General features: G+C 28.5%; 17 protein-coding genes and 1 riboswitch. Of the genes, 11 read left to right on the top strand and 6 right to left on the bottom strand.

Annotated elements, in window-relative coordinates; translation table 11 throughout:
* Nucleotides 1-20 precede the first annotated feature (20 nt).
* Nucleotides 21-683, top strand: coding sequence for a M48 family metallopeptidase (locus CLTHE_RS13075; RefSeq protein ID WP_080023836.1), 663 nt, complete (start codon nucleotides 21-23; stop codon nucleotides 681-683).
* Between the two features lie 9 nt (nucleotides 684-692).
* On the opposite strand, the gene thiT is transcribed toward CLTHE_RS13075, so the two are convergent.
* Entirely contained in the window at nucleotides 693-1,391 is a 699-nt protein-coding gene (gene thiT / locus CLTHE_RS13080) for an energy-coupled thiamine transporter ThiT (RefSeq protein ID WP_080023837.1), read from the bottom strand.
* A gap of 56 nt (nucleotides 1,392-1,447) precedes the next feature.
* Nucleotides 1,448-1,549: riboswitch (TPP riboswitch) on the bottom strand.
* A 163-nt stretch (nucleotides 1,550-1,712) separates the two neighbouring features.
* On the opposite strand from thiT, the gene CLTHE_RS13085 reads away from it, so the two are divergent.
* Nucleotides 1,713-2,345, top strand: coding sequence for a cyclase family protein (locus tag CLTHE_RS13085; protein WP_080023838.1), 633 nt, complete (start codon nucleotides 1,713-1,715; stop codon nucleotides 2,343-2,345).
* Nucleotides 2,346-2,433: 88 nt separating this feature from the next.
* On the opposite strand, the gene CLTHE_RS13090 is transcribed toward CLTHE_RS13085, so the two are convergent.
* Nucleotides 2,434-3,753, bottom strand: a complete 1,320-nt coding sequence (locus CLTHE_RS13090) for a CapA family protein (RefSeq protein WP_080023839.1) — start codon at nucleotides 3,751-3,753, stop codon at nucleotides 2,434-2,436.
* 3 nt (nucleotides 3,754-3,756) lie between these two features.
* Nucleotides 3,757-4,554 (bottom strand): M15 family metallopeptidase, encoded by a 798-nt coding sequence (locus CLTHE_RS13095; RefSeq protein WP_158082736.1) that lies wholly within the window; start codon nucleotides 4,552-4,554, stop codon nucleotides 3,757-3,759.
* 239 nt (nucleotides 4,555-4,793) lie between these two features.
* On the opposite strand from CLTHE_RS13095, the gene CLTHE_RS17155 reads away from it, so the two are divergent.
* On the top strand, nucleotides 4,794-6,500 hold the full coding sequence (locus tag CLTHE_RS17155) for a collagen-like domain-containing protein (protein ID WP_278320305.1): 1,707 nt from the start codon (nucleotides 4,794-4,796) through the stop codon (nucleotides 6,498-6,500).
* A 40-nt stretch (nucleotides 6,501-6,540) separates the two neighbouring features.
* Here CLTHE_RS17155 and CLTHE_RS13105 read toward each other — a convergent pair whose 3' ends face one another.
* From CLTHE_RS13105 to CLTHE_RS13115, 3 genes are read right to left on the bottom strand one after another with little or no spacing between them, the layout of a single operon-like run.
* Nucleotides 6,541-8,403 carry an ABC transporter ATP-binding protein gene (locus CLTHE_RS13105; protein ID WP_080023842.1) on the bottom strand — a complete coding sequence of 621 codons (1,863 nt, stop codon included), beginning with the start codon at nucleotides 8,401-8,403 and terminating at the stop codon, nucleotides 6,541-6,543.
* A complete protein-coding gene (locus CLTHE_RS13110; protein ID WP_080023843.1) occupies nucleotides 8,396-10,129 on the bottom strand; it encodes an ABC transporter ATP-binding protein in 1,734 nt (577 codons plus the stop codon). The genes CLTHE_RS13105 and CLTHE_RS13110 overlap by 8 nt, the downstream gene beginning before the upstream one ends.
* Complete coding sequence (locus CLTHE_RS13115; protein ID WP_080023844.1) at nucleotides 10,123-10,578, bottom strand: MarR family winged helix-turn-helix transcriptional regulator; 456 nt, start codon at nucleotides 10,576-10,578, stop codon at nucleotides 10,123-10,125. The genes CLTHE_RS13110 and CLTHE_RS13115 overlap by 7 nt, the downstream gene beginning before the upstream one ends.
* Before the next feature lie 146 nt (nucleotides 10,579-10,724).
* Here CLTHE_RS13115 and CLTHE_RS13120 point away from each other — a divergent pair, with 146 nt between their 5' ends.
* From CLTHE_RS13120 to CLTHE_RS13150, 8 genes are all read left to right on the top strand, one after another.
* Nucleotides 10,725-10,970: a GIY-YIG nuclease family protein gene (locus tag CLTHE_RS13120; protein WP_080023845.1), complete on the top strand. Its 246-nt coding sequence runs from the start codon at nucleotides 10,725-10,727 to the stop codon at nucleotides 10,968-10,970.
* Nucleotides 10,971-11,403: 433 nt separating this feature from the next.
* Nucleotides 11,404-13,230, top strand: coding sequence for a glutamine--fructose-6-phosphate transaminase (isomerizing) (gene glmS, locus CLTHE_RS13125; protein WP_080023846.1), 1,827 nt, complete (start codon nucleotides 11,404-11,406; stop codon nucleotides 13,228-13,230).
* Nucleotides 13,231-13,276: 46 nt separating this feature from the next.
* Nucleotides 13,277-13,432 (top strand): hypothetical protein, encoded by a 156-nt coding sequence (locus CLTHE_RS16910; protein ID WP_002598812.1) that lies wholly within the window; start codon nucleotides 13,277-13,279, stop codon nucleotides 13,430-13,432.
* A gap of 640 nt (nucleotides 13,433-14,072) precedes the next feature.
* Nucleotides 14,073-14,861: an electron transfer flavoprotein subunit beta/FixA family protein gene (locus tag CLTHE_RS13130; protein WP_002598811.1), complete on the top strand. Its 789-nt coding sequence runs from the start codon at nucleotides 14,073-14,075 to the stop codon at nucleotides 14,859-14,861.
* A gap of 12 nt (nucleotides 14,862-14,873) precedes the next feature.
* Nucleotides 14,874-16,064: an electron transfer flavoprotein subunit alpha gene (locus CLTHE_RS13135; protein ID WP_080023847.1), complete on the top strand. Its 1,191-nt coding sequence runs from the start codon at nucleotides 14,874-14,876 to the stop codon at nucleotides 16,062-16,064.
* A 2-nt stretch (nucleotides 16,065-16,066) separates the two neighbouring features.
* Nucleotides 16,067-17,467 carry an FAD-binding oxidoreductase gene (locus CLTHE_RS13140; protein WP_080023848.1) on the top strand — a complete coding sequence of 467 codons (1,401 nt, stop codon included), beginning with the start codon at nucleotides 16,067-16,069 and terminating at the stop codon, nucleotides 17,465-17,467.
* A gap of 101 nt (nucleotides 17,468-17,568) precedes the next feature.
* A complete protein-coding gene (locus CLTHE_RS13145; RefSeq protein WP_080023849.1) occupies nucleotides 17,569-19,968 on the top strand; it encodes a glycyl radical protein in 2,400 nt (799 codons plus the stop codon).
* Nucleotides 19,934-20,881, top strand: coding sequence for a glycyl-radical enzyme activating protein (locus CLTHE_RS13150; protein ID WP_080023850.1), 948 nt, complete (start codon nucleotides 19,934-19,936; stop codon nucleotides 20,879-20,881). Before CLTHE_RS13145 ends, CLTHE_RS13150 begins: the two co-directional genes overlap by 35 nt.
* Nucleotides 20,882-20,946: the final 65 nt, after the last annotated feature.

Raw genomic sequence — 20,946 nt, forward strand, 5'->3', positions numbered from 1 at the left:
CTATTTAAGGAGAAAACTATATGTGGAAAGAAAAAGTTTTTATAGAGAGAAAGAACGTTAAAAATTTAAATATAAGAATAAGAGATGGAAAAATTTTAGTTTCAGCTCCTTTAAACATTAGTGAAGAATATATAATGAATGCTTTAGAAACTAAAGAGGATTGGATAAAAGAAAAATTACTAAAAAAGAGAGAAGAAAAAATAATAGATTTATTAAATAGAGAAGTTATAAATAATGGAGATATTATTCCTTTTTTAGGGAATGAATATAAAATAGAAATAATAGAAAAAAGTAATGGTGGAGTTATTATACAAAACGATAAAATTATAATAAATTGCTATAAAAGTAAGAATGCAATAGAACTTTTGAAAAAATTCTACAAAGAAAAAATAAATAATATATTTGTAGATATATTCGAAAAGATGCAAGAAAATACAGAATTATATGCAAATAAATTAACTATAAAATTTATGAAAACTAGGTGGGGAAGTTGTAATAAAAATAAAAAGTATATAAATTTAAATGGGGAATTAATAAGTAAGAGATATAAAGCTATTGAATATGTAATATTACATGAGCTTTGTCATCTTGTTCATGCAAATCACTCAAGAGATTTTTATAACTTGGTAGAAAAATTTATGCCAGATTATAGAGACGAAGAAATTTATTTAAATGGAAAATAAAAAAGTGGCTTAAGCCACTTTTTTTATTTGAGTTAAAGGTTTATAATCAGGATTTATTATTTTTAATAATCTATCAACAGGTAATAGTTTTATTATTACCATACAAATAATCATTTCTATACCAACTAATGGTAAGTTTACAATTAGTGAGTAGTATGCAGGATTCATTCCTTCGGGAGCAAAGCTTCCAAAGAATGCCCATCCAGATATAAAGTGAGAAAGGAATTTTGCAAAATATGATACAAATACTCCAAGTAATCTCTTTTCTCTAAAGAAACCGGCTAGTCCCATTGCTATACCAGGTAAAGGGTAATCAAATAAAACTTGAATTGGCTGAAGAATATAAGGATCAGTTATTAGAGAAATAAATCCATATATAAATCCAGTTATAAATCCAACTTCCTTACCATATGCAAAGGTTACTAAAAGAATTGGAACCATACAACCAAGAGTTATATCTCCACCTTGTGGCCAACGATATAATCTAAAAATATTTAATATTGTTGATAAAGCAAGTGCAATAGCCATCATTGTAAGCATTCTTGAAGTAAATTTTATTTTACTTGCTTTAAATAAAATTACGAAAATAATTAATAATCCAATTAAAGCTACAAGAACCATTGGATTTTTAATTATTTCGTCCCATTTTTGAGGTAGATTAGAAAACATTTTTTGTGCTCTTTCTCCCCAATCACTAAAAATTTGCATAAAAAAACCCCCTATTAATTGTGCTAGAAGGCTATAGAATGGAATAATTTTAAGTTATTAAAACACTTAAGCTTCCCTACGCTAGTATTATCTAGATCAGGTTTAAAAGGGTTAATGATAAAATCATCTCTCAGCCAAAGGCACCCCTAGCACGAATTTAATTATTAAATATATGTATTATATTAACATTTTGTTAAATAAATGTCAATTAAACAGAATTTTCTGAAAAATATTTAAAGATATATAAATAAAATATTATAATTGAAAGTAGATATTTTATTTTTATTATAATAATAGTAAAAGTTAAAGTAGGAGAGAGCGATGAAAATATATGATTTAACACATTTTATAGAAGAAGGAATGAGTACATATTCTGAAGAAGAAAAAGCAAATATAGAGAATTTATCTATTATAAAAAGTGATGGATATAATGTTAAAAAAATTAGTTTGAGTAATCATACAGGAACTCATATAGATTTACCTAATCACATTTTTGAAGATGGAAATAGATTAGAGGATATAAGATTAGAAAAATTTATAGGTAGTGCTTTTATTTTAGATTGTAGAAATATAAAACAGATAAGTAAGGAATATATATTAAAAAATATTGATGATATAAAGAAATATAATTATATTATATTTAAAACTGGAGCAGAAAAATTGTGGAAAAAAGAAGAATATTTAAATGAGTATTCATTTTTAACTGAAGAAGCAACAAATTTCCTAGGAAATATTGAAGAAATTTATGGAATAGGAGTTGATTGTATATCTGTAGATGCAAGTTTTAATCATAATTTAACGAATCATAAGATATTATTATCAAAGAATAAAATAATAATAGAAAATTTATGTGGGTTAGAAAAATTAAGTGGAGAATATGAAATAATCATAGCTCCTTTGAAGATAAAAGAAGCTGATGGCTCACCAAGTAGAATATTTTTAATTAAGAAATAGCAAAAAGGATATTAATCACATGATAAGAAAGTCTAAGTAGAAAAACTATCTTACATATAAATTAATATCCCTTTTTGGATTTATATATTTAGTTGAATTGCTGGCTTCCTATTTTGCCTTTACCTAATATTTTTTCTGTATCATTTAATGAACGATTAATCCTAGTTACAGATTCATTAGTTAGGTTAAAAGCTTTTGGATCTTTTAATGCTTTTTCCACTGGGATTATTCTATGAGTTAAAGTTCCATTAGAATTTTTTTCTCTGTAAACCCAAGTTGGAATAACAGTATAACTTTTTAAATATAATTTATTATCTTTAACGCTTAAATTAAATTCAAGCATTAAGCCATCTTCAGTTAATGCATTTCTAAGTTCTTCATAGCATTGATTTGATAAAGAATTCCCTTGAGAGTAAAAGACTAAAGTGTCTTTACCATTAGAATTCTTTATAGTTTCATAAGGTTGTATAACATGAGGATGACCTCCTAAAATAACATCAACGCCATTTTCACTTAAAATTTTTGCCATTTTTCTTTGGGAGTTATTTTCTGTTGTTTTATATTCTTCTCCCCAATGAATAGAACTAAATATGAACTCTACACCTTCAGATTTCATACTTTTAATTATAGAATTAACTTCTGAGTTAAATTTATCTAATCTATTATAACTAAATGTATTTATCAAATTTTTTATAGATGATGGAATAGAAATTCCATTTATAGATTCACCACCATTTGCATCAGTTTTATAAGTATAAGCAAAAAATCCTATTTTGTGTCCATCTATTTCATAAACTGTATAGTTAGGAGTAGATGAATCCTTTCTGACACCTATAGGTATTAAATTTTTTTCTTTTATTTTATCTAAACTTCTATTAAATCCAGACGCTCCTTTATCTATAGTATGATTAGTAGCGAATGTTATTAAATCTAGTCCAGAATTTTTACAACTATCTAAAAATTCATCAGGCATATTGAAATAAGGATATCCAGAGGGACTACCACCACCAAAAGAACCTTCTATTATACCAATTGCAAGATCAGAATTTTTTAGATTAGTATTTATATATTCAAAACTTTTATCAAAATTATATGAATTATTATTTGTTTTTGCACCTTTTATTTGAGAATCATGAACTATAAGATTTCCAAGAGAAGTTATTTTATAAACTTTTTCTGGAAGATTTTTATCATTAGTTTGTTCTTTAGTTTCGGAATTATCTTTAGAATTTTTTTCAGAATTATTTTCATAACTTTCTGTTTTATTATCTTTTAAATTAGATGTATCTAATTTATTACTTATAAAAAAAGTTGTTAGACCTAAAACTATGCAAATTAAACCAAGACCTACCATAATAAATCTTATGTTTTTAGAAAATAACCTTTTAGTATATCTTTTTCTTCGCATAGGTTATTCTCCATTTAAGCTTAGTTGTAATACATCAATTTTTTTATTGATTTCATTTAGATACTCTTCTAAAGTAAGTTTATTTTCTTTTATTAATTTTGCATGATTTTTTCCTACATATCTATAATGCCAAGGTTCATAATTATATTGTGTTATTTTTTCTTTATCTTTAGGATATCTTAATATGAAACCATATTTATGAGCATTTTCATTTAACCATTTAAAAGCTTTGGTATTTTCAAATCCACTATCTAATCTAGAATAATCAGAACTTAAAATGTCTATTGCATATCCAGTTTCATGCTCACTTCCTCCAGGAGGAGCAGAATACTTTAATGCTTGTTCTTTACCTACTGCATTTACTCTAGAATTAAAAAGATTTATTTGAACTTGATGACTTCTATATCCAGAAGCGCCAAGTAGATTTATTCCATCATTTTTTGCAGCATCAAACATTACTTTTGCTTCAGAAGCAACAGTTTTATTAAGTTTTGTTGTTTCTATATAAGAAAGGAATGGTAAATTTGATTCAACTATGTTTTTAGGAACATAATCATTAGGAAGCAAATTTGTTTTATTGCATAGTATTAAGTTTTCATCATTTTTATAACTTATAAGCAATGCAAGCTCTTTACTAGCTTTTTGAGCTGAAGCTTGAACTGAATCTTCTTTTTCAGTCTTAGAACTTTCAGCTGTATTTATATTAACAATTGAATTAGCTAAAACTTTATTTAAACTTATTGTACATCCGATTATAATAATAGAACCAAATGAAATAACTAATTTTGTTTTATTATTCATCATAAAACCTCCTTTTCAAAAAAATGGATATTATTAATATTACCATATTAAGTAAAAATAAACAATAAAAGTGAAAATAATGCGATTATTTGTTTAGAATTATAATTATTAAATTATAACTGTAATATTAATGATTTAAAGTATAAAGAATATATCCTTAGCACTTTATTTTTATATCAAATTCAAGGATTGAGGAATATATTATTATGAGAAAACAAAAATAAATGGAGGAAATATTTGTGAGAATTTTGCCAAGTATAGAAAAACAAATAATAAATGACAAATTTAAAAAAGTAAAATCTAGTTTATTTGTTGGTAATTATGAAGATGAGTGTAAAGGTTGTTCAGAAAGAATGGAGGTTGTTTTAAGATTCGAATTAGATAATAATTATAATAATATATTTGTAAAAAACAATATGAAATTAATTATGTTTCTAGAAAATATATTGTATAATTCAAGCGTAATTTTGAACTTTAAAATAAATTTAAAAGATTGTAATGGAAATACATTAGAAGATATAGAAAGAAGAAAAACAGTTTGTAGAGAAGAAATTTGTAACTATATAGAGTTAAATATTTTAGATAGATGTAGTTCAATAGATTTAAGAAGAGTAAGTGAAATTAATATTATAATAGAAGGAAGAGATTTAGGAATAGCAGTATTTACATCTACAAATGGTAGAAATAAACCATTTTTATTTTTAGAAAGGTTCTGTTGTGAAGAAGGATGTAAGGGACCAAGAGGAGATAAAGGACCAAGAGGAGAGCAAGGGCCAAGAGGAAATAGAGGGCCACAAGGAGATCCAGGAGAACAAGGAGAGCAAGGAGAAAAAGGAGAAAAGGGAGATCCAGGAGAACAGGGACCAAATGGTTGTAAAGGTCTAAGAGGAGATAAAGGACCAAGAGGAGAACAAGGGCCACAAGGAGATCCAGGAGAACAAGGACCTATGGGAGAACAAGGACCACAAGGAGATCCAGGAATCCCAGGGCCAAGAGGAGAACAAGGCCCAAGAGGTGAAAGAGGACCAAGAGGAGAACAAGGAATAAGAGGAGAACAGGGAATTCAAGGTATACAAGGAGACCCAGGAGAAAAAGGAGAAAGAGGTGATAAGGGAGAAAGAGGAGATCCGGGAGAACAAGGAATAAGAGGAGAACAGGGAATCCAAGGTATACAAGGAGATCCAGGAGAAAAAGGAGAAAGAGGTGATAAAGGAGAACAAGGAGATCCTGGTGAGCAAGGACAACAAGGAGATCCGGGAGAACAAGGGCCAAGAGGAGAACAAGGACCACAAGGAGATAAGGGACCAAGAGGAGATAAAGGGCCAAGAGGTGACAAAGGACCAGAAGGTTGTGAAGGACCAAGAGGGGATAAGGGCCCAGATGGATGCAAAGGACCAAGAGGAGATAAAGGACCAAGAGGAGAACAAGGGCCACAAGGAAAAAGAGGACCTTGCGGATGCTCTTCAAATGAATGTTGTATAGAAAAAATTAAAAAAGTATTGGATTCATTACAAGGATGTGAAATTGGATTAGGTAATTTAGATGAGCCAATTGGATCTATAAATGGAAGAATTGAATGTACTGAAAACTGTATATTAATATTAAAAGAGAATTGTAAATATAATGCTTATCCTTTATGTAGTATAACAGGTATAATTTCATGTGAAAACTTAGATATAAATTGTAGTTGTGGAGATTCATATGAAAAAGAACACTGTAGTAAATGTGTTAAAGGATTAAAAAGATTGTTCTATATGTTAAAAGGTCATACAGTAGATATAGGAATACAAGGTAGTATATTAAATTTACAAGAAGTAACTATAGTGTCAGTAAATAATGGAATTGTCAAAGCAAAACAAAGAGATAAATATTACTATATAAGTTTATGCTTTATAACACAAGTAAAGAATATTTGTGAGGATATAGTATACAATGTATGTGATTAAAATTAAAGGTAGAAAACAGTAAAGTTTTCTACCTTATTTTTTAAGCTATTTCATCATTATTAGCAAATTGGCTATTGTAAAGAGTTGAATAGAATCCGCCTTTTTCCATAAGTTCATTGTGGTTACCTTGCTCAATAACATTACCTTGATCCATAACAAGAATTAAGTCCGCATCTTTTATAGTTGAAAGTCTATGTGCAATAACAAAGTTTGTTCTACCTTTCATAAGTCTTGTCATAGCATTTTGAATATAGCTTTCAGTTCTTGTATCAACTGAACTTGTAGCTTCATCAAGAATTAAAACTTTTGGGTTTGCTAAAATAGCTCTAGCAATAGTTAAAAGTTGTTTTTGTCCTTGAGAAATATTTGAAGCTTCTTCATTAAGAACTGTGTCATATCCTTCAGGAAGAGTTCTTATAAAGTGGTCAGCATGTGCAGCTTTAGCAGCAGTAATTATTTCTTCCATTGTAGCATTTTCTTTACCATAAGCTATATTATCTTTAATAGTTCCATTAAATAACCAAGTATCTTGAAGAACCATTCCAAACATACTTCTTAAATATCCACGACTGAAGTTTGTTATATCAGTTCCATCAAAAGTAATAGAACCATCATTAAGTTCATAGAATCTCATCATTAAGTTTATAAGAGTTGTTTTACCAGCTCCAGTTGGACCAACAATAGCTATAGTTTGACCAGCCTTAACATTAACATTCATATCTTGCATAAGAATTTTATCTTCTGAATATCCGAATTTAACATGATTAAAGTTAACATTTCCAGTAGGATTTTCTATAACTTTTGGATTAATTGGATCAGCAACAGCATCAAGTTCATCTAATATTTCAAAAACTCTTTCAGCAGCAGCCATTGTAGATTGAAGAACATTAGCAATATTAGTAGTTTGGCTGATTTGTTGAGTAAATTGTCTTGAATATTGAATAAATGATTGAATATATCCAACTTGAAGTTTTCCATTAACAACCATTATTCCACCAACAGTTGCAATAAAAACATAAGCTATATTACTTATAAGTCTCATAATTGGCATTAATATACCAGCCATAAATTGAGCTTTCCAAGCAGAAGCGTATAGCCTATTATTTATTTCATCAAATTCTTTAATAGCATCTTTTTCTTTACCAAAAGCTTTTATAACAGTGTGACCTGAATAAATTTCTTCAACATGTCCGCTTAATTTTCCAAGTTCTTGTTGTTGTTTAAAGAAGAATCTTTGAGATTTCTTTACAATTGGCATAGCAACAATAAAACATATTGGAAGAGTGATTATACAAATTAAAGTAAGTAATGGACTTATAGTAAGCATCATTATAGTTATACCAATTATAGTAATTACAGCAGTTATAAGTTGAGTTAAACTTTGTTGAAGTGTACTACTTATTGTATCAATATCATTTGTAACTCTACTTAGAACATCTCCTTGTGGATGTGTATCAAAGTAGTTTATTGGTAAGGTATGAAGCTTTTTATCTACAGCAGTTCTTAAACTTTGAACAGTTTTTTGTGCAACATCTGACATAATAAATTTTTGTAAGTATAAGAAAGCTGAACTTAAAACATAAAGTACTAAAAGTAATATTACATAATGTCCAAGTTTACTAAAATCTATAGAAGCATTAGGAATATGTTTAAATTTAGCTATCATTCCATCTAGAATTACATTAAGTGTATCACCAAGAATTTTAGGGCTAAAAACAGTAAATATTGTACTTAAAATTGTCATTAAAACAACTAAAATAAGTCTACCTTTAAAAGGACTTAAATATGTTAAAAGTCTTTTACCAGAACCTTTAAAGTTTTTTGCTTTTTCTCCAGGTTTTCCAACAGGGCGTTTACCACCAAAGCCCATGCCACCTGAAGATTTTTGTTTAGCACTACTCATTTTCTAGCTCCTCCTTTGAAAGTTGAGATGAAGCAATTTCTTTATAAACGTCACAAGTTTCAAGTAATTCCTTATGTTTTCCTTGTCCAACTATTTTACCTTCGTTTATAACTAAAATATTGTCTGCATCTTTTATAGTATTTATTCTTTGAGCAACTATTAAAACAGCTGCATTTGCTGTTTCTCCTTTTAAAGCTGCACGAAGTTTAGCATCAGTTTTGAAATCAAGAGCTGAGAAACTATCATCAAACATATAAACATCAGGTTTTCTTATTATTGCTCTTGCAATAGAAAGCCTTTGTTTTTGTCCACCAGAGAAGTTTCTACCTCCTTGTTCAACAATTGATTTAAATCCATTTTCTTTATTTAAAATAAAATCATATGATTGAGCAACTTTACTAGCATGAATCATTTCATCCATAGTAGCATCAGGTTTACCATATTTAAGGTTCTCTTCTATAGTACCTGAGAAAAGAACAGCTTTTTGAGGTACAAATCCAATGTTTTTTCTTAAAGCATCTAAAGTAAGATTTTTTATGTTAGTTCCATTTAAAAGAATTTCACCTTCAGTTGAATCATAGAATCTACTTACAAGGTTAAGAATAGTTGATTTACCAGAACCAGTACCACCTATAATAGCAGTAGTTTCTCCTGGCTTAACTTTAAATGAAATATTGCTAAGAGCATTATTCTCAGCTCCAGGAAAAGCAAATGAAACATTTTTAAATTCAAGAGTACCTTTATCATTAAATTCAGTAATTGAATTTTCAGTATCTACAATAGTAGGTTCAATAGCTAAAACTTTATTTATTCTGTCAGCAGAAGCAGCTGCTCTAGGAATCATAATAAATAGCATACTAATCATTACAAGTGAGAACATAATTTGCATTACATATTGAATAAATGCCATTAGATTACCAACTTCCATTGAACCAGAATTTATTTTATATGCTCCAAGCCAAATAATAGAAACTGAGGTAAGGTTTAAAAGAAGCATTAAAAGTGGCATTAAAATAGAAATTATTTTATTAACTTTTATAGCATTATCAGTAAAATCGAAGTTTGCTTCTTCAAATCTTTCTTTTTCAAAGTTTTGCTTGTTGAAAGCACGTACAACTCTTATACCAGTAAGATTTTCACGAAGTATTTTATTTATTTTATCAAGCTTAACTTGCATGGCTTTAAATCTTGGCATACCAATTTTACCTACAAATAATATTGATAAAATAACAACAGGCATTGCTACTAATAATATAAGTGAAAGCTTAGCATTAGTTTTTATAGCCATATAAATACCAGCTATACAAGTAAGAGGTGCAACTATCATCATATTTAATATAGTTATTAATAATTGCTGAACTTGTGTTACGTCATTAGTAGTTCTTGTTATAAGAGATGCAGTTCCTACTTTGTCCATTTCTGCAAGTGAAAAAGTTTCTGCTTTAGTAAAAACATATCTTCTAAGATCACGTCCAAATCCCATAGCAATCTTTGAAGAAATAAAGCTTGCAATTGCAGTTGCGATACCTCCTAATAAAGTTAATAGAATCATATACATTCCTATTTTTTCAATGTAGCTTACATCTTTACCTACAATACCTTTATCAACTATTTTTGATAACATAGTTGGAAGATATAACTGAGTAACAGTTTGAATTAAAAGAAGTATGACTACTATGATAAGAGGAAAGCTATATGGTTTTAATTTTTTGAAAAGTTTTAACAATTTAAACCACTCCCATCTTTAGTCTTTTTATACTTATCTAAATTAGTTTTTACTTTAATAAGTAAATTATTTAAAGTTTCAATTTCATCATCTGAAAAATTTTCTAAACATATTTTATCTATTTTATTTATAACAGATTTTAAATTGTAACAAGCTACTTTTCCTTTTTCAGAAAGAAAAACTCTAGATACACGGCCATCATGTTCGTCATTCTTTTTATAAAGAAAACCAGATTTCTCAAGACGTTTAATCATTACAGTTATTGTAGCTGGTTTAGTATTAAGAATATCTGCTATTTCTCTTTGACTTATTCCATCTTTTTTATTAAGAACAAAAAGAAGTTGAGGTTGACCAGGGTAAAGTCCTTCTTTTTCTAATTCACCGTGGCTAAGAGAAAAATGAGCTTTCATAACTTGACCTAATGTTTTTAAAAAATAGAAATCTTCCATAAAAATCTCCTTTCAAAAAGTTAGTCGGCTAATAATTAGTCGACTAACTAATATTACAACCAAAATTAAATAAAATCAATGAAAAATTTTGTAAAAAATGATATTATTTTAATGAAAATTGTATTTGCGAATAGGAGAAATTTAAATTGAATTATGTATATATATTAAAATGTAAGGATGAAACTTTATATACAGGATGGACAAATGATTTAGAAAAAAGATTTAAAGCTCATAAAGAAGGAAAGGGAGCAAAATATACTAGAGGAAGGGGACCTTTAGAATTAGTTTACTTTGAAGAATATGAAGAAAAAAGTTCAGCTTTAAAGAGAGAATATGAAATTAAAAAAATGAAGAGGGCGGATAAACTGAAATTAATAGAAAAAAAGAAATAAAAGTGATAAATTTCCAAAAATAAAGTTGCAAAAAGTAAAAATATTAATATAATATTAATATATAGAAGAATAAAAATATGCTATTATATTTGCAAGGTATAAAGATAAATTAGAAAAAGGAGTGATTTTATAGAAAAAAATTAAGTCAAAAAACAATATAAAGCGCCAGAACTAAGAATTCTTAGTTGACGAGGATGGGGAGTTATCGAGACTTCGGCGGGTGCCCCACGGTATCGCACTACCGTTAACAGCTAGCAAAACTATGGAGAGATTCGTAGGACAAATCTAGCTTGGTGTTAAAGCCTTCAATATTAGACTTTTGTAGTTTCCTAGGATTATTATACCTACTATTAATATTCTTTTAGCTAGGACAAAAGTTTATAGAAGATGAAAATTAAATATTAAAGTGATATGAAGGAAGGAAGAAACTTTTATGTGCGGAATAGTAGGATATGTTGGAGAAAAAAGAGCAACAAACTTTTTAGTAGAAGGATTATCAAAGCTGGAGTATAGAGGATATGATTCAGCAGGAGTAGCAGTTCAAGAAGGAGAAAGTCTTTCAGTTAGAAAACACAAAGGAAGATTAACTAATCTTGAGAAAGAGCTTGAAAAGAATTCCTTAGAAGGATGTGTAGGAATAGGGCATACTAGATGGGCAACTCATGGAGCACCATCAGATACTAACTCACACCCACACTTAAGCAATAATGGGAGAATAGCTGTTGTACACAATGGTATAATAGAAAATTACATTGAGCTTAGAAAATTCTTAGGAGAAAAAGGATACAAGTTCCTATCAGAAACTGATACAGAAGTAATCCCAAATCTTGTAGACTATTACTATGAGGGAAATCTTTTTGATGCTGTGGTTAAAGCTACAGAAAAATTAGAGGGAAGCTTTGCAATTGGAGTAATATCAGAAGAAGATAAAGATACTTTAATTGGAGTTAGAAAAGATAGTCCATTAATAGTTGGTTTAGGAGAAAATGAAAATTTTATTGCCTCAGATATACCAGCAGTTTTAAGTTATACTAGAAAAGTATACTTATTAGAAGATGAAGAATTTGTTCTTATGAATAAAGAGGGAGTAACTCTTTTAGACAAGAAGGGCAATAAGATAGAGAAAGAAATTTTCAATGTTACATGGGATGAAAAAGCAGCTGAAAAAGGTGGTTTTGATTCATTTATGTTAAAAGAAATTCATGAGCAACCAAAAGCGATTAGAGACACGATGACTTCTAGAATATCAATGGAGCATGGTGTTTTTTTTGATGATTTTAAAATATCAAAAGAAGAACTTGAAAGCATTGATAGAATTTATATAGTTGCTTGTGGAACTGCATATCATGCAGGACTTATGGGAAAAGCATCTATTGAAAGATTAGCAAAAATACCAGTAGAGGTAGATATAGCATCAGAATTTAGATACAGAAACCCATTAGTTACAGAAAAATCTTTAGTAATAATTCTTAGTCAATCAGGAGAAACTGCTGACACTTTAGCAGCACTTAGAGATTGTAAGAATGTTGGTGCAAGAGTTCTAGTTGTAACAAATGTAGTAGGAAGTACTATGTCAAGAGAAGCTGATCATGTTATATATACTATGGCGGGACCAGAAATTTCAGTAGCATCAACTAAAGCTTATACTACACAAGTATTAGTAATGCATATGATTGCAATTTACTTTAGTGAATTAAGAGAATTAAGTTCTAAAGAAGAATTAGATAATATTAAAAAAGAAATGTTAATGCTTCCAGAAGTAATTGAGGAAGTTTTGAATATAAAAGAAGATGTAAAAGCTATAGCAGAAGAAATAAAAGATGAAAAAGATCTTTATTTCTTAGGAAGAGGAATGGACTTCTTCTTAGCGCTTGAAGGATCATTAAAGCTTAAAGAGATTTCTTATATCCATTCAGAAGCATATGCTGGTGGAGAATTAAAGCATGGACCAATTGCTTTAATTGAAGAAGGAACTAAAGTTGTATCAATCCTTACTCAGAAAAACTTAATAGATAAAATGATAAGTAACGTAGTGGAAATAAAGTCAAGAGGAGCAAAAGTATTTGGAGTAACTTTCAAAGATATGGCGAAAGCTTGCCAAGTACTAGATAAAGTATTATTTATACCAGAAACTCATGAAATTTTAGCACCTATAGTTGCAGCAGTAACAATGCAATTATTAGCGTATTATGTAGCAAGTCTTAAAGGTTTTGATATAGATAAACCAAGAAACTTAGCTAAATCAGTAACTGTAGAATAATTATTATTTTAAGAAATTGAGAGTTGAATGTGAAGGAGATATTAAAATGAGCGATAGATTACAAAAATTACTAAATGAATATAAAGAAACTAAAAGATGTTTAGAAATGGGAATCGAATGGTTACCAAGTAATGATTTTGCAAAAGCAAAATTAGAAGTAGTAAACATGATAATAGAAGATTTAGAAAAAATAGATGCATAAATAAAAAACCTAGGGTATCCTAGGTTTTTTTATTTCTTTAAGAGGATTAGAAATAATTCTCTTATTTTTTTACTTAAAAATAAAATATATATAACAAATTTATATAAAAATGTATATAAAAAATTAGGTTATTAACAATTAAAAACTTATAAATTAAAGTATTATAGAGCTAAATTATATAAAGAGAATTTTTTTATTAGTTATTAAATTATTAATCTAAATTAGATTAGACATTTAAAAATAAGAAGTTTTAAATTTTAACTTTTAGGTATTATTTTTGAGATTTATAATAAGAAAAAGTACAAATTTTTAACAAAAAATATGTTGTAAACCATTAAATAATGAATTAAATATACTAAAAAAGTTAATAAATAGTAATTTTTACATAAATAAAATATGTAAATATAGACTTGGATGTTAATATTTAAAACGAATACAAAGATACTAAAATAATCTGTGAAAAGATGGTGTATTTTGAGTTTTATTGGAAAAAAAGTGATATTATTGGTTTAAGGAAACCGGTTACTAAATTTAATAAAAAATTATATTTAAAATTCAAATAATATTAACAAAAAATAGTCTTAAGATAATGAATGCGCTATAGCTTATTATAACTTTAATGAGGAAAGGTGAAATACTTATGAATATTTTCGTATGCATTAAACAAGTACCAGGAAATTCAAATGTAGAAGTTGATCCTGTTACTGGAGTTTTAAAAAGAGATGGAATAGACACTAAAATGAACCCTTATGATTTATATGCCTTAGAATCAGGATTAAAAATGAGAGAAGCAAAAGGTGGAAAATTAAATGTAATTAGTATGGGACCACCACAAGCTATGGAAGTTATAAGAGAAGCTTACTCTATGGGAGCAGACAATGGATATTTAGTATCAGATAGAAAGTTTGCTGGAGCAGATGTTCTTGCTACAAGTTATACATTATCACAAGGTATTAGAAAAATGGGGCAATTTGACATAATACTTTGCGGAAAACAAACAACAGATGGAGATACAGCACAAGTTGGGCCAGAAATGGCAGAGTATTTAAATATACCACATGTAGCTAATGTAAGAAAAATTGTTGAAGTTAAAGATAAATCAATAATAGTTGAAATGGATATGCCAGATACAGTAGAGATAGCAGAAGTAAAATTCCCATGTCTTTTAACTGTAGAAAAAGATATATGTCAACCAAGATTACCTTCTTACAGAAAAAAAATGGACACAAAAGATAGAGAAATTACAATGATAAGTTTAAAAGATTTTGAAGATAAAAATGAAATGAAATATGGTTTAAATGGTTCTCCGACACAAGTTGAAAGAATATTTCCACCAAAAGTTAATGATGATAGAGAAATGTGGAATGGTAGTGGAATTGATTTAAGTGAAAAAATGACTTCAAAATTGAAAGAATTAAAATTCATTTAGGGGGCTAAAAAGATGGCTAAATTAGTTGTAAATCAAGATAAAATAACTAACATAGAAGAACTTATAAAAATATGTCCATTTGGAGCAATGGAAGTAGTTGATGGAAAAGTTGAGATTGGTGCTGCATGTAAAATGTGTAGACTTTGTGTTAAAAAAGGACCAAAAGGTGCAGTTGAGTATATAGAAGAAAAAGTTCCTCAAATAGATAAGACACTTTGGAATGGAATAACAGTTTATGTTGATCACGTAGAAGGAGATATTCATCCTGTAACATTTGAACTTATAGGAAAGGCAAGAGAACTAGCTGACAAAGTTAATCAAAAAGTATACTGTTTATTTATGGGAGAAAATATTGGGGAAAGAGCTAAAGAATTACTTCATTATGGAGTAGATGAAGTTTTTGTATATGATAAAAAAGAACTTAGAAACTTTAGAATAGAACCATATACAGCAGTATTTGAAGATTTTACAAATAAAGTAAAGCCAGCAGTTTTATTAGTTGGGGCAACTACAGTTGGAAGATCACTTGCACCAAGAGTTGCTGCAAGATTTAGAACAGGATTAACAGCAGATTGTACAATTTTAGATATAAAAGAAAATACAGATTTAATACAAATAAGACCAGCATTTGGTGGTAATATAATGGCACAAATAGTAACTCCAAATTCAAGACCTCAAATGGCAACTGTTAGATATAAAGTTATGTCTGCACCAGAAAGAAATGAAAAAGAAAGTGGAAAAATCATAAATTGTGAAATTTCTTCTTCAAAATTAATTTCTAATATGGAAGTTAAAGGAGTTATTCCTAAAGAAAAAGAAACAGGAATAGCAGATGCAGAAGTACTTGTTGTTGCAGGTAGAGGAATAAAAGCAGAAAAAGATATGAATATGGTTAAAGAATTAGCTGATTTACTTGGAGGACAAGTAGCAGTTACAAGACCATTAATAGAATGTGGATGGGAAGATGCTAAAAAGCAAGTTGGATTAAGTGGTAGAACTGTAAGACCAAAACTTATAATAACACTTGGAGTATCAGGAGCAGTACAATTTACAGCTGGAATGGATAATTCAGATTATATTTTCGCAGTTAATACTGATGAAAAAGCTCCTATATTTAAGGTTGCGAACTATGGAGTCGTAGGAGATATATATGATGTAGTACCAAAATTAATTGAGAAAATAAAAGTTTCTAAGGGGGCATAATCATGAGTTATAAAATTATTGATTCAAAAGATATTAAAAATATAATTGAAATAATAAAAGATGAAGATAGAGTTTTAATGGGTGAAAATATAAGTGAGGAATATAGTCATGATGAACTTTCTGGAGTAAATAAATCACCAGAATTAGTAGTAAAAGTATCATCAACAGAAGAGGTTTCAGAGATAGTTAAATATGCAAATGAACATAATATAGTAATTACAGGAAGAGGAGCAGGAACAGGTTTAGTTGGTGCTGCAGTTCCGGTTTTTGGAGGAATAGTTTTAGATTTAACTTTGATGAATCATATTTTAGAACTTGATGAAGAAAATTTAACTTTAACAGTTGAACCAGGTGTTCTATTAATGGAAATCTCTAAATATGTAGAAGAACATGATCTTTTCTACCCACCAGATCCAGGAGAAAAAACAGCTACAATAGGTGGTAACATAAGTACAAATGCTGGAGGAATGAGAGCAGTTAAGTATGGAGTTACAAGAGATTATGTAAGAGGGCTAGAAGTTGTTCTACCAAATGGGGATATAGTTAATTTTGGTGGAAAAGTAGTTAAAAATAGTTCAGGATATTCATTAAAAGATTTAATGATAGGTTCAGAAGGAACTTTAGGAATAATAACAAAAGCTATATTAAAGCTTATACCTTTACCTAAAAAAGCAATTAGTCTTTTAGTACCTTTCCCAGATTTAGATAAAGCTATAGGAACAGTTCCTAAAATAATAAAATCAAAATCAATACCAACAGCAATAGAATTTATGCAAAGAGCGGCAATTGTATCATCAGAAGAGTATCTAGGTAAAAAATTCCCAGACAATCAATCAGATGCATATCTTTTATTAACTTTTGACGGAGATAGTAAAGAGGAAATAGAAAGAACTTATGATAGAGTTGCTAAGATTTGTTTAGAAGAAGGGGCAATAGATGTATTAATTTCAGATACTGATGAAAGACAAGAATCAATTTGGACAGCTAGAGGTGCATTCCTTGAAGCTATTAAAGCATCTACTACAGAAATGGATGAAGTTGATGTAGTTGTTCCTAGAAATAAAGTTTCAACTTTTGTTAAATTTACAGATGAATTACAAGAAAAAGTTGGAATAAGAATTAGATCATTTGGACATGCTGGAGATGGTAACTTACATGTTTATATATTAAGAGATAATTTAAATGAATCAGAATGGCATAAAAAATTAGAGAAAGCTATGGGATATATGTATGAAAAAGCAAATGAACTTGAAGGACAAGTTTCAGGTGAACATGGAATTGGATTTGCAAAAGTACCTTATATTAAAAAATCTTTACCAAAAGATAGTATAGATATAATGAGAGGTATTAAAGGTGTATTTGATCCAAATAATATATTAAATCCAGGAAAAGTTTGCGAATAAAAATTTTAGATAATTAAAAATAAATGAGGTTAATTTAAATCATACCACAGGTGATTTAGACTAGCCTCATTTTATATAAATTTTATAATGAAGGTGATAAAATGAGTTTTTTAGAAAAAGGTTTCGTTAAACCATCAGAAAGGATACTAAGATTAAAAGATGAAATTTTTAGTGCAAAGCCAGTTATAGAAGTAGATAGAGCTAGACTAATAACAGAATCTTTTAAGGAAACAGAAAATGAACCAATATTAATAAGAAAAGCTAAAGCGCTAAAAAACATTTTAGAAAACTTGCCAATAATAATAAGACCAGGAGAACTTATTGTGGGAAGTATGACTGTAAATCCAAGATCTTCTCAAGTTTTTCCTGAGTTTTCAAATAAGTGGCTTGAACAAGAGTTTGACACTTTAGCAAGTAGAACCTCAGATGCATTTTATATATCAGAAGAGTCTAAAAAAGAATTAAAAGAAATTTTTAAGTATTGGGAAGGTAAGACAGTAAGTGAACTTGCTACTTCTTACATGTCAGAAGAAACTAAAAAAGCAATGAAGTCAGATGTATTTACAGTATCTAATTATCATTACAACGGACTTGGACATTTATCAGTTGATTATAAAAAAATATTAGAAAAAGGATTTAATGGAATAATAGAAGAAGTAAAATTAAAAATTAATGAAGTTGATGAAAATGCAGCAGAAAATGTTAAAAAAATTGCATTTTGGAATTCTATAATTATTTCATTAGAAGCAAGCAAAAAATTTGTTCATAGATATGCAGAATTAGCAAGAGGAATGGCTGAAATAGAAAATGATAGCATAAGAAAAGGTGAATTGTTACAAATATCAGAAGTTTGTGAAACAATAGCAGAAGAACCAGCTAAAACATTCCAAGAAGCTTGTCAGTTATTCTGGTTTACTCAAATTATAATTAGTTTAGAGTCTAATGGACATGCAATATCACCATCAAGGTTTGATCAATATATGTATCCATATTTTAAAAATGACACATTGAGTGAAGAAGAAAAAAGAGAAATTTTACATTGTTTATGGATAAAATTTAATGATCCTAATAAAGTTAGAGATGCTGTTACAACAAAAGCATTTAGTGGATATTCAATGTTCCAAAATTTAATTGTAGGTGGACAAACAAAAGAAGGAAAAGATGCAACAAATGAATTAAGTTATATGTGTTTAGAAGCAACAGGAAGCTTAAAAACACCACAACCATCTTTATCAGTTAGAATATGGAGTAAAACTCCTTATGAATTCTTAATAAGAACTTGTGAAGTAACAAGAATTGGACTTGGACTTCCAGCTTATTATAATGATGAAGTTATAATTCCTATGTTAGTTAATAATGGAATAACTCTTGAAGATGCAAGAGATTATGGAATTGTTGGATGTGTTGAACCACAAGTTCCAGCAAAAACTGATGGTTGGTATGATGCAGCATTCTTTAATCTTGCAAAAGTATTAGAAATGACTATAAATAATGGTAATATAAATGGAATTCAATATGGTCCTAGAACAGGTAAATTTATAGAATTTAAAAATACAGATGAAATATTAGAAGCTTATAAGAAACAAACAGAATACTTTGTTTCTAAAATGATATCAGCTGATAATTGTGTTGATATAGCTCATGCAGAAAGAGCACCACTTCCTTTCTTATCATGTCTTTTAGATGATTGTATAAATAAAGGATTAGCAATACAACAAGGTGGAGGACATTATAGATTTTCAGGTCCTTTAGGAGTAGGAGTAGCTAATGTTGGAGATTCATTAATGGCTATAAAAACTCTTGTATTTGATCAAAAACAGATAACTTTAGAAGAATTATATAATGCATTAAAAACAAATTTTGGAGAACATGAAAAAGATAAAGTTAAAAAAGAAAGATATGAAGAAATAAGATATATGCTAATTCATAAAGCAGATAAATATGGAAATGATTTGGATGAAGTTGATGAATTTACTCGTGAAGGAGCATTAATATATTGTAAAGAGGTAATGAAACATAAAAATCAAAGAGGTGGTAAATTTATACCAGGACTTTATCCAGTATCAAATAATGTTCACTTAGGAGAATTAGTTGGAGCAACACCTGATGGAAGACTTGCTTTTTCAACTTTAGCTGATGGAGTTTCTCCAAGTAGAGGATTTGATGTTAATGGTCCAACAGCAGCCGCAAATTCAGTTGCAAAATTAGATCATTTCAGTGCTCCAAGTGGAACTTTATTTAATCAAAAATTTAATACTGGCTCTTTAAAAGGAGATAATGGTTTAGAAAATTTAGGTTCTATAATAAGAAGTTATTTTGATCAAAAAGGAATGCATATGCAATTTAATGTAATTGATAAAGAAACATTATTAAAGGCACAAAAACATCCAGAAGATTATAGAGATTTAATAGTTCGTGTTGCTGGATATAGTGCACAGTTTGTATGTTTAGATAAAGGAGTTCAAGATGATATTATCAAGAGAACAGAACAAACAATGTAATATTACAGGAAGAGTTTTTAATATACAAAAATTTTCTGTAAATGATGGGCCAGGAATAAGAACCATTGTATTTTTAAAAGGATGTCCATTAAGATGTAAATGGTGTAGTAATCCTGAATCTCAAAATAAAGAATTTCAATTAATGTATAATAATCAAAATTGTATTGAATGTTATAAGTGTGTACAAACATGTGGAAAATGTGCAATCGAAAAAAATAATAGTGGAAAAAAATTAAAAATAAATAGAAATATATGTGATGATTGTGGAAAGTGTGTTGAAAAGTGTTATTCTGAAGCACTTGTAATGTCAGGAAAAAATATGACTGTAGAAGAAGTCATAAAAGAAGTTAAAAAAGATTCAGCCCAATTTAGACGCTCAAAAGGTGGTTTAACTATCTCTGGGGGAGAACCTTTAATGCAAGAGGAGTTTACAAAACAATTATTAATTGAAGCAAAAAGAAATGGAATAAATACTGCAATAGAGACTACTGGATATGGAAATGAAAAATTTATTGAAGAAATAATTCCTTTAATAGATGTAATTTTATTAGATATAAAAAATCTGAATTCTGAAAAACATAAAAAGTTTACAGGAGTAGATAATAAAATTATATTAGAAAATACAAAGAGAATAGCTGAATTAGCAAAAGAATTAATAATAAGAGTTCCTGTAATACAAGGATTTAATGCAGATAAGAAAAGTATAAGAGATATAGCAAAGTTTGTTAGATCATTAGAAACAATAGATGAAATTCATCTTCTTCCATATCATAAAATGGGTGTCAATAAATATGAATGTTTAGGAAGAGATTATGAGCTTTTAGATTTAGAAACACCAAGTGAAAAATTAATGGATGATTTAAGAGAAGAAGTTTTAAAAGAAGGATTAATGTGTAATATAGGAGCAGTTTAGCAGAAAAGGGCATCTCAAAATTTGAGGTGTCCTTTTTAGTTTTAAATGTTTCATTTGTATTTAGA

It is taken from the genome of Clostridium thermobutyricum DSM 4928 (assembly GCF_002050515.1).
GTDB lineage: Bacteria > Bacillota > Clostridia > Clostridiales > Clostridiaceae > Clostridium > Clostridium thermobutyricum.